This is a genomic window from Dellaglioa sp. CoH-55-MRSF-7 (assembly GCF_056782235.1).
In genome coordinates, this window is the sequence record NZ_JBXAYI010000001.1 from 317,880 (window position 1) to 343,574 (window position 25,695).

Genomic DNA, 25,695 nt, shown 5'->3' on the forward strand with positions numbered 1-25,695 from the left:
GGATAACATGGCAAACAAAACTGGTTTATCTTTTTATGCCCACCCCTGTGGAAAACTTATTAATGACCCTGTTATTATTTTTTACACATTTTTTTAAACCTGTGGAAAACCCTTCTTTAAAATGCTAAACTGTAGTTACGATTTATTTAAACAAGGAGGCTTTTTGTGCTTACTCTCGAAAATTTATGGTCCTCACTGACTGATTATTTCAAAACGCAACTCAACCCTGTTAGTTACGAAACTTGGATTTCATCAGCTGAACCAAAACAATTTATTAATAACGACCTTATTATTGAGCTACCCTCCCAGCTACATAAAACTTACTGGATACAACATCTAGCACCAAAAGTTGTTGCGTTTCTTTACGAATCAACTGGTGAAGAAATCAATCCCGTTTTAAAAATAAAGGGTGAATTAACCGCGGGCGGCCAATCAAATATGGCAGTATCAAATAGTTCAAACTCTAATAACGATAATGTCCCTACCTTTATGCGTGATGCCAAATTAAACGATAGATATACCTTTAGTACCTTCGTTACTGGAAAAGGTAATCAGATGGCCCACGCTGCTGCTTTGGTTGTTTCTGAAGAACCTGGCCGCTTGTACAACCCGCTCTTTTTCTATGGTGGTGTTGGTTTGGGTAAAACCCATTTAATGCACGCAATTGGTCACCAAATGCTTCTAAACAATCCTGATGCAAAAGTAAAATACGTTACAAGTGAAGCATTTACTAACGGCTTCATTAACTCACTTCGAAATAATACGCCCGAAGATTTCCGAAAAGAATATCGTAGTGTTGATCTCTTACTGGTGGATGATATTCAATTTTTTGCCGATAAAGAATCAACACAAGAAGAATTTTTCCATACATTTAACTCTTTATATGATGATAAAAAACAAATTGTCTTATCATCTGATCGTTTACCAAACGAAATACCAAAATTACAAAAACGTCTTATATCTCGCTTTAAATGGGGTCTTTCAGTTGATATAACCCCTCCTGATTTAGAAACTAGAATTGCTATTTTAAGAAATAAATCTGATGCTGAAAATCTTGAAATACCAGATGATACATTAAGTTATATTGCTGGCCAAATCGATTCGAATATTCGTGAACTTGAAGGCGCTTTGGTTAGAGTACAAGCGTACGCGACCTTATCAAACTCAGAAATAACAACGAGTTTAGCCGCCGATGCCTTAAAAAACTTAAGTTTAAAAGATAAATCAAATGAAATTTCAATTGCTATTGTTCAAGATCGGGTTGCTAAATATTTCCACGTTACTGTGGGCGATTTAAAAGGAAAAAAACGTGTTAAAGCAATTGTTATGCCACGTCAAATTGCTATGTACTTAAGTCGCGAACTTACCGACAATTCCTTACCTAAGATTGGATCTGAATTTGGTGGTAAGGATCATACAACGGTTATTCATGCTCACGAAAAAATTGCTGTAATGTTAGAAACTGATGACAAACTTCAGCGTCAAATTTCAGATCTTAAGAGTGAACTTAACCAATAATAGTTGTGGGCAATTGTGGATAAGGCGGCTTGTTTACTCACAGGTTATCCACATGTGAATTCTTTTATTTACATGGTCCCAACGTATTTCTTAACATGATTAACAGGCCCTACTACTGCTTCTATTCTTTTATTACTTAATTAATAACTAAACTTACCGGAGGATTTACTATGGAATTTACAATTAATCGATCAGCATTCATTAAACAATTAACAGATGTTCAAAGAGCTATTTCTTCAAAAACAACAATTCCTATATTAACGGGTATCAAAGTTGTCTTAACTGCTTCTGGTTTACTTTTAACAGGTAGTGATGCAGATGTTTCTATTGAAACTTTTTTATCTGTTGAAGATGAATCTAATAACTTAACAATTGAATCAACTGGTGAAATTGTGCTACCTGCACGATTCTTTAGCGAAATTGTTAAAAAATTACCGCAAGATACTTTTTCATTAACAGTGACTGATGGTTATCAAACTGAGATTACTTCTGGATCAGCCTCATTCAATATTAATGGGTTAGATGCAAATAACTATCCTCACTTACCAGAAATTGATACTGATGATAATTTAATTTTTTCGGGATCAATCTTAAAACAAATTATTAGCCAAACTGTTATTGCCGTTTCTAACCAAGAAAGTCGCCCTATTTTAACTGGTGTTCACTTTGTCATTGAAAATGGTGAGTTTTTAGCAGTCGCAACAGATAGTCATCGTTTGAGCCAACGTAAAATTACATTGGAAGGCGCAAACGATGCAAAATATGATGTTATTATTCCTGGTAAATCTTTAGTAGAATTATCACGAATGATTGACGATTCTAATCCAGATATTGAAATGCGTATTTCAGAAAACCAAGTACTCTTTATTCTTGGAAATACCTCATTTTATTCACGTTTATTAGAAGGAAATTATCCTGATACAACTCGTCTAATTCCTAAAGAATCAGCTACAGACATTGAGTTTAATGCGCCTAAATTATTATCAGCAATTGAACGTGCGTCATTACTATCACATGAAAGCCGTAATAACGTTGTTAAACTAGCGATTAATACGGCAGAACAAAAAGTTGTCATTTATAGTAACTCGCCTGATGTTGGTAATGTTGAGGAAGCATTAGAATTTAGCAATTTATCAGGAAATGATCTTGAAATTTCATTTAATCCAGACTATATGAAAGATGCTTTAAGATCATTTGGACAAACTGAAATTAAAGTTGCGTTTACACAACCATTACGACCATTTACCTTAGTCCCAACTGAAGATACAACGCAATTTATTCAATTAATTACACCAGTTCGAACATTCTAATTAATTGTTCGTGTATGAATAACTAATAAAAATAGAGTAAAAGCAGCCAATAAAACTGTTTTTACTCTATTTTTTTAGGTAAATTATATTAAAAGTGAGAAATGAATTTTATGGTTTGATTTTGACTAAAAAAATAAGGCAATAGTGAATTGTAGTCATTTAATTAAAAATATAGCCTTTTAAGTAATTTTAGAGTAAAAAGACTAATTAAAACTTAAATCGCTTAAATCGGCTTAAAATGAGATGTGAAATTGTAATTTTGCGAAAAAAAAGGTATAATAGAAAAGGAAGAAAATGGAGGTTGACGACAATTGAAATCAGATATTTATTTAGAAACACCTTACATGATGCTACAACAAGTTTTGAAATCAGAAACAATTATTAATTCTGGTGGCGAAGCAAAATGGTTTTTACGTGAAAATGAAGTCCTTGTAAATGGTGAATTAGAAGACCGACGTGGACGTAAATTATACCCTGGCGATGTTATTGAAGTTCCAGGTATTGCAATTATTACGATGCATTCAATGGACGAAAAGTAGGCTTATCAATGTATCTAGAAAATTTAACCTTGAGGGATTATCGTAACTATGAAGATTTAAATATCTCATTTTCACCAGCAATCAATATATTACTTGGTGAAAATGCTCAGGGTAAAACGAATTTATTGGAAGCAATTTATGTGTTATCAATGACTCGAAGTCATAGAACGAATAATGATAAAGAGTTGATTAAGTGGGATAAGACAGCTGCGATAATCCAAGGTCGGGTGAATAAGCAAGTAGGGTCATTGCCACTCGAGATTCAAATTAATTCTAAAGGTAAAAAAGCTAAAGTTAATCATCTTGAACAGGCCAAATTGTCACAGTACATTGGACAGTTCAATGTGATTTTGTTTGCACCAGAGGATTTAGCCCTTGTAAAGGGTGCCCCATCAGTAAGAAGAAGATTTGTTGATATGGAATTTGGCCAAATTAATGCACGTTATTTATATAATTTAGGTCAATACCGAACTATTTTGAAACAGCGTAATCAATATCTAAAACAGTTACAGCATAAAAAAGACCAAGATTTAGTTTTTTTAGATGTATTATCTGATCAATTAGCTGCTTTTGGCGCAGAAATTGTACATCAACGCTTAATATTTCTTAAACAACTTGAATTCTGGGCTAACCAATTACAAGAAGAGATTACACAGTCCGCTGAAACGTTAACATTTGAGTATGCCACTCATTTGGAAAACGCGTCAGAAAAAACGATTGAACAGTTGTATACGCAATTACAAAATGATTTAAAAAAATCAATAAAAAAAGAAATATTTCAAGGGACAACCTTAGCTGGGCCACATCGTGATGATGTGCGTTTTTTAATTAACGGCAAAAACGTTCAAACATATGGATCTCAAGGACAACAAAGAACAACAGCATTATCAGTCAAATTAGCCGAAATTGAGTTAATGAAAGAGGAAACTGGGGAATATCCAGTCCTTCTTTTGGATGATGTTCTTTCTGAATTGGATGATATGCGTCAAACACATCTTTTGAAGACGATTCAAAATAAGGTTCAAACATTTTTAACAACACCAAACTTAAGTGGTATTGCTAGATCGTTAATTAATGAACCTAAGATTTTTCATATTAATCAAGGTAACTTACTCGAAGAGGAGGAACATATAGTTGACTGATCAAGAGAAACAAGCTGAAATAGCAGAAGAATTACATGAAGAAAAAGCAAAAGAATATGATGCGAGCCAAATTCAAGTTTTAGAAGGACTTGAAGCTGTTAGAAAACGTCCCGGTATGTATATTGGAACAACGGCTTCACAAGGTCTTCATCACTTAGTTTGGGAAATTATTGATAATGGTATCGATGAAGCATTGGCTGGTTTTGCCGATGAAATTAATGTTGTTGTCGAAAAAGACAACAGTATAACAGTTCGTGATAATGGACGTGGTATCCCTGTTGATATCCAAGCAAAAACAGGCCGTCCAGCGCTTGAAACCGTTTTTACAATTTTACATGCTGGGGGTAAATTTGGCGGTGGTGGTTATAAAGTTTCTGGTGGACTTCATGGAGTTGGTGCTTCAGTTGTTAATGCATTATCAACTGAGCTAGATGTTCAGGTTATTCGTGAAGGTAAAGTCTACGGTATGGACTTTGCTCGCGGTAAAGTTAAAACAGAGATGTCAGTTGTAGGTGAAGCACCTGAAAATGAACATGCAACGATTGTTCATTTTGTACCGGATTCTGATATTTTTACGGAAACAACTGTCTATGATATTAAAGTATTAACAACGCGAATTCGTGAATTAGCATTCTTGAATAAAGGCCTTAAAATTACGATTGATGATAAACGTGATGGTGGACCCGGATTACAAGAATTCCATTATGCCGGTGGTATTAAGCATTATGTTGAATACTTAAATAAAAATAAAGATGTTATTTTCCCAGAACCTATCTATGTTGAAGGTGAACAAAAAGGGATTATTGTTGAAGTTGCCCTCCAATATACAGATGATTATCATAGTAATTTATTAACTTTCACAAATAATATTCATACTTATGAGGGTGGTACTCATGAATCTGGTTTTAAGACAGCCTTAACCCGGGTTATAAATGATTACGCTCGTAAAAATAATCTTATGAAAGAAAATGATGCTAATCTTTCTGGTGAAGATGTTCGTGAAGGATTGACGGCTGTTGTCAGTATTAAACATCCAGATCCTCAATTTGAAGGTCAAACAAAAACAAAATTAGGTAATTCAGATGCGCGTACGGTTACTGATCGTACTTTCTCTGAACATTTTACTAAGTTTTTAATGGAAAATCCTAAAGAAGCTAAAATTATTGTAGAAAAAGGCTTATTAGCTGCTAGAGCTCGAGTAGCTGCTAAACATGCTCGTGAAGTAACACGTAAAAAAAGTGGGCTTGAAATCAGTAACTTACCCGGTAAGTTAGCTGATAATACAAGTAAAGATCCTGCAATTAGTGAATTATTTATCGTCGAAGGTGATTCAGCCGGCGGTTCAGCTAAACAGGGTCGTTCACGGTTAACACAAGCTATCTTACCGATTCGTGGTAAGATTTTGAATGTTGAAAAAGCAAGTTTAGATAAAATTTTAGCCAATGAAGAAATTCGTTCATTATTTACAGCTATGGGAACAGGTTTTGGTGGCGAATTTAATGTTGAAAAAGCTAATTATCATAAATTAATTATTATGACTGATGCTGATGTCGATGGTGCCCATATTAGAACGTTATTATTAACACTGTTCTATCGTTACATGCGTCCACTTGTTGAAGCAGGATTCGTGTATATTGCGCAACCACCTTTATATCAAATTAGACAAGGTAAGATGATTCGTTATGTCGATACTGAAGAAGAATTAGAAGAAATTCAAGGGCAATTGGCACCAACACCAAAACCCGTTATTCAACGATATAAAGGTCTTGGAGAAATGGATGCTTCTCAATTGTGGGAAACAACTATGGATCCAGATGCTCGTCGTTTATTACGTGTTAACGTCGACGATGCCATTGAAGCTAATGATGTCTTTAATATGTTAATGGGTGATCGTGTAGAACCTAGACGTGAATTTATTGAAAAAAATGCCACTTACGTAGAAAACTTAGATATTTAAAAACTTAGTCGTAAAGGAGGTTGAAAATTTTGGCAGAAGAATTACCAGCTACAAGCCGGATAAAAGATGTTAATCTTTCCGGAGAAATGAAAAAATCATTCTTGGATTATGCTATGAGCGTTATTGTTGCTCGTGCACTTCCTGATGTTCGAGATGGGTTGAAACCTGTCCATCGTCGTATTTTATACGGGATGAGTGAATTAGGGATTACGCCTGATAAACCATACAAAAAATCAGCTAGAATTGTTGGGGATGTTATGGGTAAGTACCATCCTCATGGTGATTCATCGATTTATGAAGCGATGGTTCGTATGGCCCAAGACTTTAGTTACCGTTACATGTTAGTTGATGGGCATGGTAACTTTGGTTCTGTCGATGGTGATGGCGCTGCTGCTATGCGTTATACTGAAGCTAGAATGAGTAAAATAGCTGTTGAAATGATGCGTGATATCAATAAAGATACCATTGATTTCATGGATAATTACGATGGCAGTGAACATGAACCAGTTGTTTTACCTGCGCGTTTTCCTAACTTATTAGTTAATGGTGCAACAGGTATTGCCGTTGGTATGACAACGAATATTCCGCCACATAATTTGTCAGAAGTTATTTCTGGATTACATATTTTGATGGATAATCCTGATGCAACTGTGGCTGATTTGATGGAGGCTATCCCTGGTCCTGATTTTCCAACTGGGGCTACTGTTCTAGGTAAATCTGGTATTCGTAAAGCTTACGAAACAGGTAAGGGAACAATAACAATTCGTTCAAAAGTTGAAATTGAAGAACAAAAGAATGGTAAAGAACGTATTATCGTTGATGAACTTCCTTACATGGTTAATAAAGCACGTTTAATTGAACGTATTGCTGATTTAGCTCGTGATAAAAAAATTGAAGGTATCACTGATATTAATGATGAGTCTGATCGTGAAGGATTACGAATTGTGATCGATATTCGTCGTGATATGAGTGCTTCAGTTGTGTTGAATAACCTTTATAAATTAACGTTATTACAAACATCTTTCAGTTTTAATATGCTAGCAATCGTTAATGGTATTCCAAAAGTTCTAAGTTTAAAGGAAATGCTTGTTTATTACCTTGAACATCAAGAAAAAGTTATCCGTCGTCGTACGCAATTTGAATTGAAAAAGGCACGTGCTCGCGCACATATCCTTGAAGGTTTAAGAATTGCACTCGATCATATTGATGAAATTATTAGAATTATCCGTAGCTCAAATACGGGTGAACTTGCTAAAAATCAATTGATGGGTAATTATGGTTTATCAGATAAACAAGCTCAAGCTATTTTAGATATGCGATTAGTTCGTTTAACTGGTTTAGAACGTGAAAAAATTGAAGAAGAATATCAAAATTTAATGGCATCAATCGCTGATTTTGAAGATATTTTGGCTCATGACTCACGTATTCATGATATTATTTATCAAGAATTGTTAGATTTACAAGCTAAATTTGGTGATGAACGTCGTACTGAATTATTAATTGGCGAAGTATTGAATCTTGAAGATGAAGATTTGATTGAAGAAGAAGAAGTTATGATTACATTAACGCATAACGGTTATGTAAAACGTCTTGCAACTGATGAATTCAAAGCACAAAACCGTGGTGGCCGTGGCGTTCAAGGTATGGGTGTTCATGATGATGACTTTATTGAACATCTTGTGTCGACATCAACGCATGATACCCTACTATTCTTCACGAATGCTGGTAAAGTGTACCGTATGAAGGGGTATGAAATTCCTGAATATGGACGCACAGCTAAAGGAATTCCTGTCATTAATCTTTTAGGGGTTAATTCTGGTGAGAAAATCCAAGCTGTTATCAACGTAAGCAAGCAAGAAAATGATGAACGTTATCTTTTCTTTACGACGCTTAACGGAACAGTTAAGAGAACACCGGTGTCAGAATTTTCTAACATACGAAATAATGGTTTAAAAGCGATTAAATTGCATGATGAAGATGAATTAATTAACGTTGCTATCACAGATGGCACGCAGAATATGATTATTGGAACGCATCGAGGTTACGCAGTATCATTTGCTGAAAATGATGTTCGTTCAATGGGTCGTTCTGCTTCTGGTGTTCGTGGTATTCGGTTAAGAGAAGATGATTACGTTGTAGGAGCTGATTTATTAGCTGCTGATAGTCACGTATTTATCATTTCTGAAAAAGGATACGGTAAGCAAACACCCGCTTCGGCTTATGCAATTAAAGGCCGTGGTGGAAAAGGAATTAAGACAGCTAACATTTCTGAAAAGAATGGACCAATTGCTGGGTTAGCAACCGTTCAAGGTGATGAAGATATCATGTTAATTACGGATCAAGGTGTTATGATTCGCTTTAATGTGAAGAACGTGTCAAAAACGGGCCGTGCTACTTTAGGAGTTCATTTAATTCGAATTGATGAGAATGCTAAAGTTGCAACAATGGCAAAAGTTGAAGCTACTCCTGAAGAAACAACTACTATTTTAGATGCAGTTGTATCAGACGTTGAAAGTGAAACAAATGACTTAGAATAAACTAAATTAAAAAAATAAAATAAAATCCTAATTAACGGCGTACTTAATAAGTGTGTAGTTAATTAGGATTTTCTTGCTTTAAGTGAATGGCAGTGATATAATTTTAGTTCGTAAGTGTCTATGGCATTAAATAGATAACTTTCCTTGTTCTTGCCACGAGGTAAGGACCTAAAGTCCATAAGGAGGTGTAAACAGTCATGAGTAAATATGAAATTACTTATATCATCCGTACCGATCTTGATGAAGCAGCTAAAGCAGCTTTGATCGAACGTTTCGATGGTATTTTAACAAGTAATGGTGCAGAAATCGTTACTTCAAAAGACTGGTCAAAACGTCGTCTTGCATACGAAATCAGCGGTTATAATGAAGGTATCTACCATATCATTAATGCTACAGCCGATGACGATATCGCAATTAACGAATTTGATCGTCTTTCAAAGATTAATGAAGGAATCTTGCGTCATATGATCATTAACAGAGATGAAAAATAATTCATTTTAATAAAATAACGGAGAGGAGCAATACATTATGATTAATAGAACAGTACTTGTCGGACGTTTAACAAGAGACCCTGATTTACGCTACACAGCTAGTGGTGCTGCAGTTGCAACTTTTACAGTTGCAGTTAATCGACAATTCACGAACGCTTCTGGCGAACGTGAAGCCGATTTTATTAACTGTGTTATCTGGCGAAAAGCAGCCGAGAACTTCGCTAACTTTACGCATAAAGGTTCTTTAATTGGTGTCGATGGACGAATTCAAACGCGTTCATATGATAATCAACAAGGAACTCGCGTGTATGTTACTGAAGTTGTCGTAGAAAACTTTTCGTTGCTTGAATCAAAATCTCAATCAAGCCAACAACAAGGTAACGCTAATAATCAAAGCAGCGCTCCTCAATCAAGTTCATCATCAAATAACAATGCTAACCCATTTGGTGGCGCAAGTTCGAATAATAATTCAAACACAACGCAATCTAATGATTCAGCAACAGTTGATCCATTTGCAAATAATGGCCAACAAATTGATATTTCTGATGACGACCTACCATTCTAATTAGAGGAGGAAACTCACATGGCACAACAACAACAACGTAGAGGTGGTGGCGGTGGCGCACGTCGTCGACGTAAAGTTGACTTCATCGCAGCTAACCACATCGATTATATCGATTATAAAGATACAGACTTGTTAAAACGTTTCATTTCAGAACGTGGTAAGATTTTACCTCGTCGTGTTACGGGAACAAGCGCTAAAAACCAACGCAGTTTAACAATTGCAATTAAACGCTCACGTATTATGGGCTTATTACCATTCGTTTCAGAAGAATAGTAATATCTAGGGAAGACTATGCAAATAGTCTTCCCTTTTTTTGTACTATCAGCAAGATTTGTGCAGGTAAATGGGGAATGTGATAAAATAGATAACATCTAGGATTTACAGATGAGGAGATACTATGAAAAAGTTCCTTTCAAACGAGAAACTTCCCAGTTTTTTGAAGAATGAACGCTTAAGATGGATTGCGATTTTTATCGTAATTATGTCTTTATTTAGTGTTGTTCTGTCTTTTACAGTTAATTTATTTTTAGGACTTATATTGTTAATTATTGCGTTGGGTGCTACCAGCGCAAGTATGTATATTATGTCCCAAATTACGGCAAATACTAATGAATATATATCGGAATTATCATATCGTATTAAACGTAGTGAACAAGAAGCGCTTATCAAAATGCCAATTGGTATTTTGATTTTTAACGAACAAAATGAGATTGAGTGGGTTAATCCATACTTACAACCTTATTTTGAAAAAAATGATATTTTAGGTAAGAAAATAGAGAGCGTCGATGAATCGTTATCGACGATTATTACAGATAACGCTGAGACTAAAGGCTTGGTGAAAGTAACATGGCATGAAAAAGATTTTGAAATGATCATACAAAATGATATTCATGTTGCTTACCTGATGGATATTACGCGTTATTCATCAATTGAAAAAGAATTTGAAGCAGAGCGCGTTGTTATCGGTCAAGTGTTCTTAGATAATTATGATGAAGTAACGCAATCTATGTCAGATAAGAATGTTTCTAATTTAAGTAACTTTGTCACAAATGAGTTATCTAATTGGGCGCGTCGTTATGGGATGTATTTAAAAAGAACGGATTCAGATCGATTTTTTATTTTAGTTCATGCCCATTCTTTACAACAAATTGAAGAAGAAAAATTTAAAATTTTAGATCGAATTCGCGATCGGACATCCAAACAAAACTTTCCGCTCACATTGAGCATGGGAATTGCCTATGGCGATGGCGATTTGAATTCACTTGCAAAATTAGCTCAAAGCAATTTAGATCTTGCTTTAGGTCGAGGTGGGGATCAAGTTGTCGTTAAATCACCTGAAGAGCAAGCAAGATTTTATGGTGGTAAAACTAATCCGATGGAAAAACGGACTCGGGTTCGTGCTAGAATGATTTCTCAAGCGTTACAAGAAATAATGAAACCAATGGACCAAGTCTTCGTTATGGGACATCAGAGCCCAGATATGGACTCTGTAGGAGCTTGTTTGGGCATTAGACGAATCGCTTTGATGAATAATATGAAATGTTGGATTGTTTTAGATCAAACCGCTATTCATTCAGATGTACAACGATTGATGGAAGAGTTAGATCAATATCCTGATATCAAATATAATATTATTACACCTGAAGAAGCAGTAGAAAAAGCAACAGAACAGAGTTTACTGGTGATGGTTGATCATTCTAAACCCTCTATTTCTGGTAGTCCTGAATTGTATGAAAAACTTAAAAATCGTCTGATGGTTATTGATCATCATCGTCGTGGAGAAGAATTCCCTGAAAATCCAATGTTAGTTTATATTGAACCTTATGCATCATCAACCTGTGAACTGATTACTGAAATGTTTGAATATCAATCAAAAGATAGTGAACCAATTAATAAAATTGAAGCAACTGCGATGTTAACGGGAATTATTATTGATACGAAGTCGTTTTCATTAAGGACGGGTACACGAACATTTGATGCAGCCAGTTATTTAAGGTCCGTTGGGGCTGATTCAACAATGGTTCAAAACTTTATGAAAGAAAATGTTGATAGTTACTTGAAGCGTAATCATTTAATTGATAAAGTAGAGTTCATTAATACTGATTTAGCATTATGTGTGGGTGAAGATGATACGATTTATGACCCAGTTACAGCAGCACAGGCAGCAGATTCATTATTATCTATTTCAAGTGTATCAGCGTCATTTGTTGTCACAAAACGATCAGAAAATCGTGTTAGTATCTCTGCTAGAAGTACAGGGACGACTAATGTTCAAGTTGTTATGGAACAAATGGGCGGCGGCGGTCACTTATCAAATGCTGCGACTCAGTTAACTGGTGTGAGTGTAAGTGAAGCTGCAGAACAATTAGTTAATATTTTAACGACAAAAAAAGATGAAATTAAGGAGTAGTTGATTATGAAAGTTATATTTTTAGAAGATGTTCGCGGAAAAGGTAAACGTGGAGAAATTAAAGAAGTACCAAGCGGCTATGCTCAAAATTTTTTAATTAAAAATGGTAAAGCAAAATTAGCTACAAATTCAGCAATGAGTTCTTTAAAGGGACAACAAAAAGCTGAAGAAAAAAAAGCTGAAGAAATTTTAAAAGAAGCTAAAGATGAAAAAATCGTTTTAGAAGATGATAAGACAGTTGTTGAATTAACAGCTAAAGCGGGCGAAGATGGCCGTTTATTTGGCTCAATTCCTAGCAAGCAAATTGTACAAGCTATGGAAAAACAATACGGAATTAAAATCGACAAACGTAAAGTTGAACTACCAGAACCAATTCGTGCCTTAGGATTCACGAATGTACCTGTTAAGTTACATGTTGATGTAACAGCAATGATTCGTGTTCATGTTTCGGCTAATAACTAAAGTAGTATTTATTTGAAAAGCTGGCAAAATTTGATTTTGTCCAGCTTTTTTCTTGATTTTAGAAGTAAGGAGAACACGATAAAATGAATAATGAACTATTAACAGACCAAACGCCACCACAGAATATTGAAGCGGAACAAGCCGTTTTGGGCGCTGTCTTTTTAAAGAGTGATGCTCTTGTTGAGGCAATGGAATACTTGGAGCCCGAAGACTTCTATCAACGTCGCCATCAATTGATATTTGCGGCTATGGTGGATCTGAATGATAAAGATGAAGCTATTGATATTGTTACGATTCAAGATAATTTAACTTCTAAAAATCAAATGGATGATATTGGCGGTGTTAGCTATATTGTTGAATTAGCTGGCTCTGTACCAACGGCTGCGAACGTTCAGTATTATGCTAAAATTGTTGAAGAAAAATCAATGATTCGACGCTTAATTGCGACAGCGACATCTATTGCAACTAAGGGTTTATCACAAGATGATGATGTTGCAACGCTTTTAGATAATGCTGAACGTGAAATTATGAGCGTATCTGAAAAAAGAAATAGTAGTGGTTTTCAAGCTATCGCTGATGTATTAAAAAGTACATTTACAAATATTGAAAAGTTAGCTAAAGAAGGCGATACAATTACTGGATTGTCGACAGGTTATCCAGAGTTGGATAAAATGACTGCCGGGTTACATCCAGATGAGTTAATCATTTTAGCTGCTCGTCCGGCTGTTGGTAAAACAGCTTTTGCGTTGAATATTGCTCAAAACGTAGCAACTAAAACTGATGAAACTGTCGCTATTTTTAGTTTAGAAATGTCAGCAGAATCATTAGTTAGTCGTATGTTATGTGCTGAAGGTAGTATTAATGCGAATCACTTACGAACGGGACAATTAGACGAATCAGAATGGTCAAATTTGATTGTGGCAATGAATTCATTATCAAAGGCTAATATCTTTATTGATGACACTGCTGGGTCAAAGATGGCTGAAATTCGGGCAAAATGCCGTCGATTAGCGAAGGAAAAAGGTGGACTAGGGTTAATCGTTGTTGATTATTTACAGTTGATTGAAGGTTCAGGACGCGAAAGTCGACAACAAGAAGTCTCAGAAATTTCTCGTCAAATGAAGAAATTAGCGAAAGAATTAAGTGTTCCAGTTATTGCATTGTCTCAATTATCCCGTGGTGTTGAACAACGCCAAGATAAACGACCAGTGTTATCAGATATTCGTGAATCTGGTTCTATTGAACAAGATGCAGATATTGTTGCATTTTTGTATCGAGATGATTATTATGAACGCGATACTGATGAAGATGAAGACGGGAATCTACCTGATCCAAGGGATGAAGATGACCAAAATGTTGGTGAAGTTGAAGTTATTATTGAAAAAAACCGTGGTGGCGAACGAGGTACAGTTAAATTATTATTTGTTAAATCATATAATAAATTCTCGTCACTTGCCTATAGACCAGAAGGCTAGAAAATATTCCTTAGTGGGATATTTTTTTTGAATAAAAAGAGAAACGTTCGTTATATAGTTGATAAATGTTTATATAAAATACAAACGTTCGTATTTTAGTTGTATTTGAACTGCTTTATTGCTATAATATTCTAGGATTGTATTTATGAATTTAAAATATAAATTATGAGGTGGATGAAAATATGTCATCAGTAGTTGTAGTAGGTAGCCAATGGGGCGATGAAGGAAAAGGTAAAATTACAGATTTCTTAAGTCAAAATGCCGATGTTATTGCACGGTATCAAGGTGGCGATAACGCCGGACACACAATTGTATTTGAAGGCAACACTTACAAATTACATTTGATTCCATCAGGTATTTTCTTTCAAGATAAATTAAGTATCATTGGTAATGGGGTTGTTGTGAATCCTAAAGCTTTATGTGAAGAACTTGATTATCTACAAAAACTCGGCGTTAAAGGAGATAATTTACGTATTTCTGACCGCGCTCATGTTATTTTGCCATACCATATTCTACTTGATGGCTTACAAGAAGCTGCTAAAAAAGAAGATAAGATTGGGACGACTAATAAAGGTATTGGACCAGCTTATATGGATAAAGCTGCTAGAATTGGTATTAGAATTGCTGATTTAATGGAAAAAGAAACTTTCTCAGCAAAATTAAAAAATAATTTAGAACAAAAAAATCGTGAATTTACAAAATTATATGATCATGAACCACTTGAATTTGATGATATTTTTGAAGAATATTTTGCCTATGGCCAACGTTTGAAACGATACGTAATGGACACGTCAGTTATTATTAATGATGCACTAGATTCTGGTAAGAAAGTCTTATTTGAAGGTGCACAAGGTGTTATGTTAGATATTGATCATGGAACGTACCCATTTGTAACTTCTTCAAATCCAATTGCAGGTGGCGCAACAGTCGGTGTTGGTGTTGGACCTGCTCAAATAAATACAGTTGTTGGTGTCTGCAAAGCCTATACATCACGTGTAGGGGATGGTCCTTTTCCAACTGAACTATTAGATGAAATCGGTGATACTATCCGTGAAGTTGGACATGAATATGGTGTAACAACAAAACGTCCACGTCGTATTGGCTGGTTTGATAGTGTTGTTATGAATCATTCCAAACGTGTTTCAGGATTGACTAACTTATGTTTAAACAGTATTGATGTTTTAACTGGATTAAAAGAAGTTAAAATTTGTACAGCATACGAATTAAATGGTGAAATTATTCATCGTTATCCAGCTAGTTTTAAAGAATTATCTCAATGTAAACCAGTATATGAAACATTACCTGGTTGGACTGAAGATATTACTCAAATGAAAACTCTTGCAGAATTACCTGAAAATGCTAGAAATTATATTAGACGTATTGAAGAAATCGTTGATGTTAAAATTTCAACATTCTCAGTTGGACCCGATCGTGATCAAACAAATGTTTTAGATGATGTTTGGGCATAAATAAGTAATAGGTTGATAGTAATGTGAGAAAAGTCAAAGTTAATACTTTGATTTTTTTTTATTTAATCAATAACTAAGTAGATAAATAACCTTAATTAATTAGAGCTTAAAAATTTATATAACTTATATATTTGATAAGTCGAATATGTTGCATACGCTTTCTTTGGATGTTACTATCGGTATGTAGACAAATATATTATGAGGAGGAAACATGATGACAAATGAAGATAGATTAGATGCAAAGAAAGATCAAATTAAGGGTAAAGTAACAGAAACTAAAGGTAAATTGACAGGAGACAAGCAAGAAGAAGTTAAAGGTAAAGCGGAAGGTTTCCTTGGTAAAGCGAAAGATAAATTAGAAGATGTCAAAGATGATGTTGCAGAAAAAATAGATGAAGTTATGGACAAACGTAAAAAGAAATAGTAATTTCATTGGGTTCTCGCACTGCTTACAATAAGCAGTGCGAGTTTTTTTTATTTCTTTTTATTAGCCGAAGTTAGATAAATAATAGGCTTATCTTGTGAGTATAGTACCTATCAGTTCATCTTATTCACTCAGATATTCATAGATCTTATTTTGTTTAACTTTATGTGATTAATTAAGCAACGAGGAAAACAAAGATAGTTATTTATCTTTATTTTTTGGTGTATATAAGTTTAAGTACCTGGGAAAGAGATTCATTAAGTTTCATAGATTGAGCGTAATAAAATCGTTTCATTTGCAAGCGATTTCAAATAATGGTATATTACATATAACGAATAGTTAATATAATAAATAACTATTTAATATAAACAAAGGAGGAACATATTATGATTTGGTCATTAATTGTAGGTGCTATTATTGGTGCTGTTGCAGGGGCGATTACTAATCGCGGTGAGTCGATGGGATGGATAAGTAACATCATCGCTGGACTAGTTGGGTCAGCTCTTGGTCAAAGTGTCCTTGGTCATTGGGGACCTAGCTTGGCAGGAATGGCAATTATCCCTTCTATCATTGGTGCGATAATTTTAGTTTTAATTGTTTCAGCTATATTTGGTATAAAAGCAAGGAAGTAAATCAAGTCAAGAGAGAGGTATGTTTATGAAGAAGAGTAAAAAAATTATTCTGAGTATAGTCAGCCTCGGATACTTGATTGGGCTTAGCTTGCTGATTTGGCCAGAAATAATTGAGAAAATAACTAAAATGCTTGAACATTTTAACGTTAGTACAAATTTTCAGAGTAACGATTTTATCTTCTATTATGGGATTGTGTTATTGCTATTAACAGTCTTCATATTTTTGTTAATACTTTTGTGGCCTGCGCAACTACCAGATATTCCTTTGAAGCAAACTAAAGAAGGAAGACTTGCTTTAAGTAACCAGGGTATTAGCCAATTTATCAAGACAAAGTTGTCTAGTGAAGACTTATCTAATATTAAAGTTACGTTGAAGAATACACGACGTCAGCGAAAGATCCATATTGTTGCAGATTCAGTTTACCAACAGTCTACAGTTGGACAATTACCTCGTATTACGAGTGAATTAACTGAGAATCTCAATGATCTATTAGCTGGATCTAGTCATATTCCTATCAAAGTAGATATTAAGGTAAGTAAAAAATCAAATTCAAAACGTAAAGTTACACGGGTAGTTTAAGAGGGAGTGTGCATAAATGAAAGATAAAATGTCAATTAATATTGGAGTTGGTAGTGCTCTAGGATTTATCATATCCTCGTTACTTGTAACTGTAGGATTTTGGAAGACGATTATCATTATGATTGTGACACTGTTAGCAGGATGGATTGGTTATCTATTTAAAGAATATGATATTGATCTGTCATTTATTTCAAAAATTTTCACGCGGAAAAATTGATTATTTTAAAAATCGAAAGGAGTCTTAATTATGACTACAGAAAAAACAAATACGCAGGGAACAAAGACTGAACCAAAGGGGACATTGACATTTGATGACAAGGTTATTCAAAAAATAGTCGGTTATGCAATTGAAAATGTATCTGGTCTCTTGGGTGTGGATGGTGGATTTGTCGCAAATATTAAAAATAAACTTGTAAATAGTGATAATCCAACAGATGGCATCGGCGTTGAGGTTGGCAAGGAACAAGTTGCGGTTGATTTAAATATTATTATGGCATATGGGCACAATGCACATGATATTTATAAACAGTTAACGGAAGTTATTAATAAACAAGTAAAGGAAACAACAGATTTAGCTTTAATTGAGTTGAATGTTGAAGTAGTAGACATTCAAACACCAAAAGAATTTGATGATTCACAAACAAGTTTACAAGATCGTGTATCTGATGCAGGTAGTACTATTAAAGAAAAAACAACAGATGGGGTAGATGCCGTTAAAAAAACGACCTCTCAGGTAGTAAATAAAGATGATGACCGGGTTAAATAGCGTTGAACAAATAATAAGATTTAAATCTAGTTAAGAGAAATCCGATAGGGTTTCTCTTTTTTTGTTTCACGTGAAACATCAATAAGTAAATGAGAACACAAAAAAAGCACCTAGCCGCAGCTAGATGCTTCAACATATCTTGCGATATGTTGGGTTTGGCACCCATGGGTGGTTAGGGGCTCGAACCCTAGACCCACGGATTAAGAGTCCGTTGCTCTACCAACTGAGCTAACCACCCAAACCATTAATAATAATTCATCAACGTTAAATATATTATCATATATACTAATAAAAGACAATAACTTTTCGAAAAAGGATTTGGGTAAATTTAATCACTGTGTTTGGCAATGATGATTGAATAGGCTATAATAATGGAGGGTTAAGAAGTTGTATCTAGATTTAATTTTACAGCTTCCTATAAGGAGGATCCACATATGAAAAAAATATTAGTTGTCGACGATGAAAAACCAATTTCTGATATCGTTAAATTTAATTTAACTAAAGAAGGATACGACGTTTATACAGCTTACGATGGTGAAGAAGCCTTAGAAAAAGTTAAAGAAGTTGAACCGGATTTAATTTTATTAGATTTAATGTTACCAAAAGTGGATGGTTTAGAAGTTGCTCGTCAAGTTAGAAAAACTTACGATATGCCAATCATTATGGTTACAGCTAAAGATGGAGAAATCGATAAGGTCTTAGGTCTAGAATTAGGTGCAGATGATTATGTAACAAAACCTTTCTCTAACCGTGAACTAGTGGCCAGAGTTAAAGCTAATTTAAGAAGACAAAAAACAATTGAGAGTGTTCAAACAGAAGAACAACCACAAAATAGTGAAATACAAGTTGGACAATTAACCATTCATCCTGAAGCATATATGGTTTCAAAATATGATGAAAAAATTGAATTAACACATCGTGAATTTGAATTATTACATTATTTAGCACAACATCTAGGACAAGTTATGACTAGAGAACATTTACTACAGACGGTATGGGGTTATGATTACTTCGGTGATGTCAGAACGGTTGATGTTACAATGCGTCGTTTAAGAGAAAAAGTTGAAGATAATCCAAGCCATCCAGAGTGGTTGGTAACACGTCGTGGTGTTGGATACTATATGAAAAATCCAGATTTAGAATAGAGTAGGGGAATAACGATGAAAATGAATCAAAAAATTCGTTTTTTTAAATCTATTCAATTTAAAATAGCCCTCATTTTTGCGTTATTAATTTTAATAACGTTGGAAATTGTCGGGGCTTATTTTGTTAGGCAATTAGAACAGCAAAACTTAGATACCTTTAAGCAACAAGTCCAGTTACCTATATATGTTACTAATTCGATTACGAAGGATTTAGCAAAAACAGATACAGCTGCTGGTGATAGAGATATCAAAAAAATATTGGAAGATGTTAGTAATTCAAGTATCACAGAAATTCGAGTGATTGATAGTAAGGGCACAATTCGCGGGAGTAGTGATTTTAATAATCAAACTGTTGTGGGACAAAAAACGACAGATGCAACAATTAAGCAAGTGTTATATACACCTAAAACATTTGAAAAGAAGATTTATGATGAATCTAGCGATAAGCGCTACTATGTTTCAATTGTGCCACTAGTTAGTACAGCAGGAAATGTAACAACGACAGTTGGGGTTACATACGTTAAGGCCAATCTGGAAAGCTTATACTCAAATATTAACGATATCACGGTTATTTTCGTGACCGCGTCATTTTTTGCAGCTGTTTTAGTCCTTTTGATAACGATAGTTATTTCCCGGGCAATAACTCGTCCGATTGATGAGATGAAAAAGCAAACGATTCGAATTTCTCGCGGAGATTACTCCGGAAAAGTTCGTGTCTATTCTAATGATGAACTAGGACAATTAGCAGATGCGGTTAATAACTTATCTGTTCGTGTTGAAGAGGCACAAGAATCATCTGAAGCTGAACGTCGTCGTTTAGATAGTGTTCTATCGCACATGACAGATGGTGTAATTGCGACGGATCGTCGCGGAAATATTATCATTATGAATGAAGCGGCCTCTACCTTATTAGATCAAAATGAAAATGACTCAATAGGAGTATCAATTTTGGATATTCTTGATTTACGTAGTCAGTATACTTTACGTGATTTGTTAGAAAATCAAGATGAAATTATGATTGATTTATCTGATGTAGAACATGAACAAATTTTGAATGCTTATTTTTCATTAATACAAAGAGAATCTGGCTTTATTAGTGGTCTTGTCTGTGTACTTCATGATGTCACAGAACAACAAAAGATAGAACGTGAACGTGAAAGCTTTGTTTCTAATGTTTCTCATGAATTAAGAACGCCTTTGACGAGTATGAAGAGTTATATTGAGGCATTAAACGATGGTGCATGGAAAGATCCAGAAGTTGCACCAGGTTTCTTGAAAGTTACACAGAATGAAACAGAACGTATGATGCGTATGATTAATGACTTACTAAATTTGTCACGAATGGATTCAGGAACATCTAAGTTAGAACTTGAATTAGTTAACTTGAATGAACTGTATAGTTATGTTCTGGATAGATTCGATATGATGATTAATGCTGACGATGGGTCAGGCAAAAAGTATTCGATTAAACGTGATTTTACTAAACGTGATTTATGGGTTGAATTAGATACTGATAAAATTGTGCAAGTCATTGATAATATTATGAATAATGCCATTAAATATTCACCTGATGGTGGAGAAATAACTTGTCGTTTATTGGAGACACATAAGCACGTTATTTTGAGTATCTCTGATGAGGGCCTTGGTGTACCTAAAAAAGATTTAGCGCATATTTTTGATCGCTTTTTCCGTGTGGATAAAGCTAGATCGAGAGCTCAAGGTGGAACTGGATTAGGCCTAGCTATCTCAAAAGAGGTTGTCGAAATGCATAAAGGTAAAATTTGGTTAGATAGCTCGGAAGGCAAGGGTTCAACATTCTATATTTCATTGCCTTATGAATCATATGAGGAGGACCTGTGGGATGAAATTGAATAGATTTATTTTACCAACACTATTATTTTTATTAATTATGACAAGTATCGGTTTATCATGGGTCATTTGGACAAATCCGACATGGAATGGTAAAAGTGAATCGACGAAAGCTACAAATTCAACGCAGACAGAGTTAACAAAGAGTACTAAATTGAGCGAAGTATATGCACCAACGTCTGTTATTTATAATGATAATCAGCAACAAAATGTTTTATATAGTGAAAAAATTAATATCATTTCAAATATTCAAAAAAAGATACGTACTTGGAAAGAAACGTCTATATCAGAAGTTCCGATTAAAAATAAAAATGATTATTTAACGTTTTTAAATGCAAAAAATCAATTGGTTCTTAGTTACTCAGATGAAATTACGGTTGGGTTATTTAATCAAGTATTTAATCAGCAAAATCAAAATTATAAAACACGACTTATTAACCGTGTTCTTATTCCGCGTGATAATAAGAAAAGTATTTATCTGTTGAGTGACAAGGATAAAAAAATTTATGAGATTTCGTTAAATGATGCCTATAATAAAGGTAAAACAATTGATGATGTTGTACAAAATGAAACGTTATCGAAATTATCAGTTACATTTAAACTGCATAATAATGATATTTTTATGTATTATAATCAAGATTTTAATATAGCTCGTTTTAGGTATTTAGTGGATAAGCAAACGGCTAGTAAGTATGTTGCTAATCTATTAGGACAAAAAGATGGTTCATCGGTCAACGTTAAAGAAAGTAAAAAGACAATAACTTACTATGATGGTTCTGATCGACAATTAACGGTTCAAAATACGACAAATTTGGTTTCATATGAAGATGATGAAAATTCAGATGCGAAACAAAAAACGAGTCGTGGTAATGCTTTAACTGAAAGTTATACGAGTATTAAAAATACAGGTATCGGATTAGATAATATTCACTTCTACCAATTTAATGGTAAGTCTATGACAACAACATTCAGAAGTTATATTGAAGGATTTCCGATTTTTAATCAAACCAAACACGGTGTGATTGAAGTTGAGCGACTAGATAATGGTGGAAATAAAATTGATTTTTCATTATTGACGTTACAAATTGCTGTTCCATCTGGAAAAGCAGATGTTACGTTACCAAGTACAGAAGAAGTGTTAAGTAGCTTGGTTACGGCAGGGTATAAAGATGCGGATATTTCAGATATTCAATTAGGTTATCGTTGGGTATCAAGTTCTGATTCAGATTTGGTAGTCAACCTAGAACCCACTTGGTATATCCGATATCAAGATAAATGGAAAAGTTATACTGAATTACTACAAACAGATTAGGGAGGTGAATTAATTGGATTTTAGACGAATTCAAATTATTTTTATTATTGTTTTTCTTGGTTTAAATATCTTTTTATTCACCTCATTACGACAAAATCAACAAATTGAAATTTCGAGTCGATCATCACCTGGGACAACAAAAACCGGTACAACGCTTAAAGAGATGCGAGAAGATGACATTAAATACGGCAGTATCTCAAATAAAAAAGAGACTGGTGTATATATGTCTAATAAAGCATCTGATGTATTAAAGAATGATGCTAAACAGCTGCAATCCCAAGTTACAACATATAAAGACAATAAATTATCTAGTATTTTTGGGACACCAATTAATATCACAGATAGTGAAAGTCCAAATAAAACAATTGATAAGACAATTATGAGTGATAATACTTTAATTCTACATGGAGATAATTATCGCTATAACAGTAGTCTTTCAACAGAGACAAGTGTCGTGTATTCGCAGGTTGTTTACGATAAAATGGTTTACTCAAATGTTGGACTAATTAAATTTACAATTCAAAATAATAAAATTAGTGGCTATTCACAAACGTATATGGCAAATACAGAAAAATTACGTGAAAATGAGTCAATTATTAGTCAACAACAAGCAATACTGATATTGTATCAATATAATCAATTTGCAAGTAAAAGTAAGGTTAAATGGTCTAAGTTAGGATATGCTGAGTTGCTCAGTTTGGATAAAAAATATAGCGTCTATATTCCAGTTTGGATAGTAGCTGTTAAGAATCCAAGTAATGGTGTGACACAATACAAGCAAGTTAATTCATTTTCAGGAGCGATTATGAAGGATAGCACTGATATTTTAAATTAAATGAAGATTAAAAGGATAGAGGCGCAGGCAAGTAATGGATGAAGGAACAGACGATATGAAGATTAGTGTTCTTGCAAGCGGTAGTGCGGGAAATGTCACGTATATTGAAACGCCTAAGCACAAGGTCCTTGTAGATGCTGGTTTAAGTGGTAAAAAAATTGCGAGCCTAATGACAGATATTGGTCGAGATATTAACGATGTCGACACGTTATTTGTAACACATGAACATACGGATCATGCAAAGGCTGCTGGTATTTTAGCCCGTAAGTATGACATGAACGTTTATGCAAATGAATTAACATGGGAAGCCATGGCTCATACGATTGGTAAAATTCCCGTTGAGAAGAAGCAAATTTTTGAGATGGGGAAAGTAATTACATTCGACGACTTAGATGTTGAGAGTTTTGGTGTCTCTCATGATGCAGCGGCACCGCAATTCTACCAATTTCATCATAACAATAAGTCATTTGTTATTTTAACGGATACAGGTTATGTCTCAGAGAACGTTCAAGGGACAATTTCCGATGCAGATGCTTACTTGTTTGAGTGTAACCATGATATTGAAATGTTACGGATGGGCGGCTATCCATGGTCATTAAAACAGCGCATTTTAGGTGATAAAGGTCATTTATCAAATGAGGATGGTGCTGATGCACTTATGAATGTTATGGGTAATCGGACAAAACGAATTTTTTTAGGCCATCTTAGTAAGGATAATAATATGAAAGAATTAGCCCATCTAACGGTTGAATCAACGATGAAAGAACATGATTTAGCAGTTGGTGGTGATTTTAACATTTTCGATACAGATCCGGAAAATGCTACAAAGCTGGTTGTTTTATAAGAACAATTTTTTCAAAATTTATTCATAAATAGTTCACAATTAACCGTTATTCTTAAAAGAGTAAAAGATTACGTTTAAGGGGGCAGCGACAAATGTGTCGCGTATATAAAAATGTCAAATGAAAATAGAACAGGCTTAGGTAAAACAGTTGTTACAGCGCTTATTGCAGGATTAGTTGGTGGCGGAATTGCATTTGGTGGATATACATTTTACCAAAATAATGATAGTGATAATGGCGCAGTTACAACATCCTCAAATAAATCAGGTACAACTAAAGTAACAAATGTAAGTGTTAAATCAAGTAATGAATCATCAAAAGCATTTGCTAAAGTTAAAAATGCGGTTGTTTCAGTTATTTCATATACAAAGTCAAGTGGTTCAAGTAACAGCTTAACGGATATGTTTGGTGCAGCAGGCGATTCCTCTGCGACAACAGAAACAGCATCAAGTGAAGGTTCTGGTGTCATTTATAAAAAATCAGATGGTAGTGCTTATGTCGTAACTAATAATCATGTTATCTCTGGTGCAAGTAAAGTTGAAGTTTTATTGAGTAATGGTAAAAAATTAAGTGCCAAAATTGTTGGTAAAGATTCAATTACTGATTTAGCTGTTTTAAAAATATCAGCTAAAGATGTGACTCAAATCGCCACATTTGGTGATTCTGATAGTATCACTGTTGGTGAAACAGCATTGGCTATCGGTTCTCCACTTGGATCTGATTATGCGACATCATTAACGCAAGGAATCATATCAGCTAAGAAACGTACGATTGATGTTACCAATGATTCGGGTGTTAAAACGGGCCAAGCAACAGTTATTCAAACTGACGCTGCCATTAATCCTGGAAACTCAGGTGGGGCTTTAATTAATACTTCTGGCCAAGTTATCGGTATTAATTCGATGAAACTAGCAAGTACAGCAACAGGCTCTACTAGTTCTAGTTCATCATCAACTTCTGTCGAAGGAATGGGATTTGCTATTCCAAGTAATGAGGTTGTATCAATCATTAATCAATTAGTTGATAATGGAAAAGTTAAACGTCCTGCAATTGGTATTTCATTAATCGATTTAGATTACGTCTCAGCAAGTGATCAAAAGAGTGTCTTAAAATTACCAAAAAGTGTTTCTTCAGGGATTGTTGCTGTTAAAATAAATAGTGATTCACCTGCTAAAAATGCTGGTATAGGTAAATATGATGTTATCGTTAAGCTAGGTGATAAGAAAGTTACTGATATCTCAAGCTTACGAGAAGTTTTATATGAACATAAAATTGGTGATACAGTGGCTGTTGAATTCTATCATGATGGTAAGTTGAAACAGGCTAATATCAAATTAACCTTAGAAGCAACAGATGCAAATACAGGAACAAGCTCAACAAGTAAATCAGCATCATCAGCTCAATAAACAAATATG

General features: G+C 34.3%; 24 protein-coding genes and 1 tRNA gene. 24 read left to right on the forward strand and 1 reads right to left on the reverse strand.

Going from position 1 to position 25,695, the window contains the following annotated elements:
- Window positions 1-165 precede the first annotated feature (165 nt).
- From dnaA to AC1RPU_RS01550, 18 genes are all read left to right on the forward strand, one after another.
- Entirely contained in the window at window positions 166-1,518 is a 1,353-nt protein-coding gene (gene dnaA, locus AC1RPU_RS01465) for a chromosomal replication initiator protein DnaA (RefSeq protein WP_481761085.1), read from the forward strand.
- A gap of 170 nt (window positions 1,519-1,688) precedes the next feature.
- Window positions 1,689-2,828 carry a DNA polymerase III subunit beta gene (dnaN, locus tag AC1RPU_RS01470; RefSeq protein ID WP_481761086.1) on the forward strand — a complete coding sequence of 380 codons (1,140 nt, stop codon included), beginning with the start codon at window positions 1,689-1,691 and terminating at the stop codon, window positions 2,826-2,828.
- A gap of 311 nt (window positions 2,829-3,139) precedes the next feature.
- Window positions 3,140-3,367 (forward strand): S4 domain-containing protein YaaA, encoded by a 228-nt coding sequence (gene yaaA, locus AC1RPU_RS01475; RefSeq protein WP_057974154.1) that lies wholly within the window; start codon window positions 3,140-3,142, stop codon window positions 3,365-3,367.
- A gap of 8 nt (window positions 3,368-3,375) precedes the next feature.
- Window positions 3,376-4,509, forward strand: a complete 1,134-nt coding sequence (gene recF, locus AC1RPU_RS01480; RefSeq protein ID WP_409021849.1) for a DNA replication/repair protein RecF — start codon at window positions 3,376-3,378, stop codon at window positions 4,507-4,509.
- A 19-nt stretch (window positions 4,510-4,528) separates the two neighbouring features.
- Window positions 4,529-6,466, forward strand: coding sequence for a DNA topoisomerase (ATP-hydrolyzing) subunit B (gene gyrB, locus AC1RPU_RS01485; RefSeq protein ID WP_481761146.1), 1,938 nt, complete (start codon window positions 4,529-4,531; stop codon window positions 6,464-6,466).
- A gap of 86 nt (window positions 6,467-6,552) precedes the next feature.
- On the forward strand, window positions 6,553-9,003 hold the full coding sequence (gene gyrA / locus AC1RPU_RS01490; RefSeq protein ID WP_481761147.1) for a DNA gyrase subunit A: 2,451 nt from the start codon (window positions 6,553-6,555) through the stop codon (window positions 9,001-9,003).
- Window positions 9,004-9,200: 197 nt separating this feature from the next.
- Window positions 9,201-9,494 carry a 30S ribosomal protein S6 gene (gene rpsF, locus AC1RPU_RS01495; protein WP_409021850.1) on the forward strand — a complete coding sequence of 98 codons (294 nt, stop codon included), beginning with the start codon at window positions 9,201-9,203 and terminating at the stop codon, window positions 9,492-9,494.
- 37 nt (window positions 9,495-9,531) lie between these two features.
- On the forward strand, window positions 9,532-10,059 hold the full coding sequence (gene ssb / locus AC1RPU_RS01500; protein ID WP_409021851.1) for a single-stranded DNA-binding protein: 528 nt from the start codon (window positions 9,532-9,534) through the stop codon (window positions 10,057-10,059).
- A gap of 18 nt (window positions 10,060-10,077) precedes the next feature.
- Entirely contained in the window at window positions 10,078-10,332 is a 255-nt protein-coding gene (gene rpsR, locus AC1RPU_RS01505; RefSeq protein ID WP_057974148.1) for a 30S ribosomal protein S18, read from the forward strand.
- A gap of 124 nt (window positions 10,333-10,456) precedes the next feature.
- Window positions 10,457-12,469, forward strand: a complete 2,013-nt coding sequence (locus AC1RPU_RS01510; RefSeq protein WP_481761087.1) for a DHH family phosphoesterase — start codon at window positions 10,457-10,459, stop codon at window positions 12,467-12,469.
- A 6-nt stretch (window positions 12,470-12,475) separates the two neighbouring features.
- A complete protein-coding gene (rplI, locus tag AC1RPU_RS01515) occupies window positions 12,476-12,931 on the forward strand; it encodes a 50S ribosomal protein L9 (RefSeq protein WP_481761088.1) in 456 nt (151 codons plus the stop codon).
- An 83-nt stretch (window positions 12,932-13,014) separates the two neighbouring features.
- Complete coding sequence (gene dnaB, locus AC1RPU_RS01520; RefSeq protein WP_481761089.1) at window positions 13,015-14,406, forward strand: replicative DNA helicase; 1,392 nt, start codon at window positions 13,015-13,017, stop codon at window positions 14,404-14,406.
- Window positions 14,407-14,588: 182 nt separating this feature from the next.
- Complete coding sequence (locus AC1RPU_RS01525) at window positions 14,589-15,875, forward strand: adenylosuccinate synthase (protein ID WP_481761090.1); 1,287 nt, start codon at window positions 14,589-14,591, stop codon at window positions 15,873-15,875.
- Between the two features lie 214 nt (window positions 15,876-16,089).
- Window positions 16,090-16,299: a CsbD family protein gene (locus AC1RPU_RS01530; protein WP_409022828.1), complete on the forward strand. Its 210-nt coding sequence runs from the start codon at window positions 16,090-16,092 to the stop codon at window positions 16,297-16,299.
- A 386-nt stretch (window positions 16,300-16,685) separates the two neighbouring features.
- On the forward strand, window positions 16,686-16,931 hold the full coding sequence (locus AC1RPU_RS01535) for a GlsB/YeaQ/YmgE family stress response membrane protein (RefSeq protein WP_409021856.1): 246 nt from the start codon (window positions 16,686-16,688) through the stop codon (window positions 16,929-16,931).
- Between the two features lie 25 nt (window positions 16,932-16,956).
- Window positions 16,957-17,511, forward strand: a complete 555-nt coding sequence (gene amaP, locus AC1RPU_RS01540; protein ID WP_481761091.1) for an alkaline shock response membrane anchor protein AmaP — start codon at window positions 16,957-16,959, stop codon at window positions 17,509-17,511.
- A gap of 16 nt (window positions 17,512-17,527) precedes the next feature.
- Window positions 17,528-17,728: a DUF2273 domain-containing protein gene (locus tag AC1RPU_RS01545; protein WP_409021858.1), complete on the forward strand. Its 201-nt coding sequence runs from the start codon at window positions 17,528-17,530 to the stop codon at window positions 17,726-17,728.
- Window positions 17,729-17,758: 30 nt separating this feature from the next.
- Window positions 17,759-18,277, forward strand: coding sequence for an Asp23/Gls24 family envelope stress response protein (locus tag AC1RPU_RS01550; protein WP_481761092.1), 519 nt, complete (start codon window positions 17,759-17,761; stop codon window positions 18,275-18,277).
- A 165-nt stretch (window positions 18,278-18,442) separates the two neighbouring features.
- On the opposite strand, the gene AC1RPU_RS01555 is transcribed toward AC1RPU_RS01550, so the two are convergent.
- Window positions 18,443-18,515: transfer RNA gene (locus AC1RPU_RS01555), tRNA-Lys, on the reverse strand.
- Between the two features lie 196 nt (window positions 18,516-18,711).
- Here AC1RPU_RS01555 and yycF point away from each other — a divergent pair.
- From yycF to AC1RPU_RS01585, 6 genes are all read left to right on the forward strand, one after another.
- Window positions 18,712-19,422 (forward strand): response regulator YycF, encoded by a 711-nt coding sequence (gene yycF / locus AC1RPU_RS01560; protein WP_409021860.1) that lies wholly within the window; start codon window positions 18,712-18,714, stop codon window positions 19,420-19,422.
- A 21-nt stretch (window positions 19,423-19,443) separates the two neighbouring features.
- Complete coding sequence (gene walK / locus AC1RPU_RS01565; RefSeq protein ID WP_481761148.1) at window positions 19,444-21,297, forward strand: cell wall metabolism sensor histidine kinase WalK; 1,854 nt, start codon at window positions 19,444-19,446, stop codon at window positions 21,295-21,297.
- Window positions 21,284-22,603, forward strand: coding sequence for a YycH family regulatory protein (locus AC1RPU_RS01570; protein ID WP_481761093.1), 1,320 nt, complete (start codon window positions 21,284-21,286; stop codon window positions 22,601-22,603). The genes walK and AC1RPU_RS01570 overlap by 14 nt, the downstream gene beginning before the upstream one ends.
- 13 nt (window positions 22,604-22,616) lie before the next feature.
- Window positions 22,617-23,438, forward strand: a complete 822-nt coding sequence (locus tag AC1RPU_RS01575) for a two-component system regulatory protein YycI (protein WP_481761094.1) — start codon at window positions 22,617-22,619, stop codon at window positions 23,436-23,438.
- 34 nt (window positions 23,439-23,472) lie between these two features.
- A complete protein-coding gene (locus AC1RPU_RS01580) occupies window positions 23,473-24,282 on the forward strand; it encodes an MBL fold metallo-hydrolase (protein WP_481761095.1) in 810 nt (269 codons plus the stop codon).
- 111 nt (window positions 24,283-24,393) lie between these two features.
- Window positions 24,394-25,686: a S1C family serine protease gene (locus AC1RPU_RS01585; RefSeq protein WP_481761096.1), complete on the forward strand. Its 1,293-nt coding sequence runs from the start codon at window positions 24,394-24,396 to the stop codon at window positions 25,684-25,686.
- Window positions 25,687-25,695: the final 9 nt, after the last annotated feature.

Bases quoted from the DNA above. Each gene is read 5' to 3' on its own strand.
- gyrA (WP_481761147.1), top strand. From the start codon at position 6,553: ATGAAAAAATCATTCTTGGATTATGCTATGAGCGTTATTGTTGCTCGT.
- walK (WP_481761148.1), top strand. From the start codon at position 19,444: ATGAATCAAAAAATTCGTTTTTTTAAATCTATTCAATTTAAAATAGCC.
- AC1RPU_RS01525 (WP_481761090.1), top strand. From the start codon at position 14,589: ATGTCATCAGTAGTTGTAGTAGGTAGCCAATGGGGCGATGAAGGAAAA.
- rplI (WP_481761088.1), top strand. From the start codon at position 12,476: ATGAAAGTTATATTTTTAGAAGATGTTCGCGGAAAAGGTAAACGTGGA.
- rpsF (WP_409021850.1), top strand. From the start codon at position 9,201: ATGAGTAAATATGAAATTACTTATATCATCCGTACCGATCTTGATGAA.
- dnaN (WP_481761086.1), top strand. From the start codon at position 1,689: ATGGAATTTACAATTAATCGATCAGCATTCATTAAACAATTAACAGAT.
- AC1RPU_RS01530 (WP_409022828.1), top strand. From the start codon at position 16,090: ATGACAAATGAAGATAGATTAGATGCAAAGAAAGATCAAATTAAGGGT.
- amaP (WP_481761091.1), top strand. From the start codon at position 16,957: ATGAAGAAGAGTAAAAAAATTATTCTGAGTATAGTCAGCCTCGGATAC.
- dnaB (WP_481761089.1), top strand. From the start codon at position 13,015: ATGAATAATGAACTATTAACAGACCAAACGCCACCACAGAATATTGAA.
- rpsR (WP_057974148.1), top strand. From the start codon at position 10,078: ATGGCACAACAACAACAACGTAGAGGTGGTGGCGGTGGCGCACGTCGT.
- AC1RPU_RS01545 (WP_409021858.1), top strand. From the start codon at position 17,528: ATGAAAGATAAAATGTCAATTAATATTGGAGTTGGTAGTGCTCTAGGA.
- ssb (WP_409021851.1), top strand. From the start codon at position 9,532: ATGATTAATAGAACAGTACTTGTCGGACGTTTAACAAGAGACCCTGAT.
- AC1RPU_RS01510 (WP_481761087.1), top strand. From the start codon at position 10,457: ATGAAAAAGTTCCTTTCAAACGAGAAACTTCCCAGTTTTTTGAAGAAT.
- AC1RPU_RS01580 (WP_481761095.1), top strand. From the start codon at position 23,473: ATGGATGAAGGAACAGACGATATGAAGATTAGTGTTCTTGCAAGCGGT.
- AC1RPU_RS01585 (WP_481761096.1), top strand. From the start codon at position 24,394: ATGTCAAATGAAAATAGAACAGGCTTAGGTAAAACAGTTGTTACAGCG.
- AC1RPU_RS01535 (WP_409021856.1), top strand. From the start codon at position 16,686: ATGATTTGGTCATTAATTGTAGGTGCTATTATTGGTGCTGTTGCAGGG.
- recF (WP_409021849.1), top strand. From the start codon at position 3,376: ATGTATCTAGAAAATTTAACCTTGAGGGATTATCGTAACTATGAAGAT.
- AC1RPU_RS01570 (WP_481761093.1), top strand. From the start codon at position 21,284: ATGAAATTGAATAGATTTATTTTACCAACACTATTATTTTTATTAATT.
- yycF (WP_409021860.1), top strand. From the start codon at position 18,712: ATGAAAAAAATATTAGTTGTCGACGATGAAAAACCAATTTCTGATATC.
- AC1RPU_RS01550 (WP_481761092.1), top strand. From the start codon at position 17,759: ATGACTACAGAAAAAACAAATACGCAGGGAACAAAGACTGAACCAAAG.